At 43.8% G+C, this 265-nt stretch carries 1 protein-coding gene; it reads right to left on the reverse strand.

The window, feature by feature from the left end; genetic code table 11:
• Positions 1–265: hypothetical protein (locus AB1471_RS19005; RefSeq protein ID WP_367780998.1), on the reverse strand; the 265-nt coding region annotated here is incomplete at both ends.

Here is a 265-nt window from a genome sequence, read left to right on the forward strand (position 1 = left end):
GGTCCTGCTCCTTTAGCTGTTCCCCTTCCTCCTGTTCCTCTTCTCCCCCTTTTTTCCTTTTCTCTTTTCCCCCTTCTCTCCTCTTCTCTCTTCTTTCTTCCTCTTCCTTCTCCTCTTTCTTTCTCTTCTTCCTCTTTTCTTCCCCTCTCTTTTTCCCCCCTTTTTCTCCTCCTTCTTCCTTTCTCTTCTTTCCTTCTTTTCTCTCTTCCCTTCTCCCCCTCTCTCTTTTTTTTTTTTTCTTTTTTTTCTCTTTCTTCTTCCTCCC

The sequence above is a fragment of the Jeotgalibacillus marinus genome (assembly GCF_040801915.1).
GTDB classification, from domain to species: domain Bacteria; phylum Bacillota; class Bacilli; order Bacillales; family Jeotgalibacillaceae; genus Jeotgalibacillus; species Jeotgalibacillus marinus.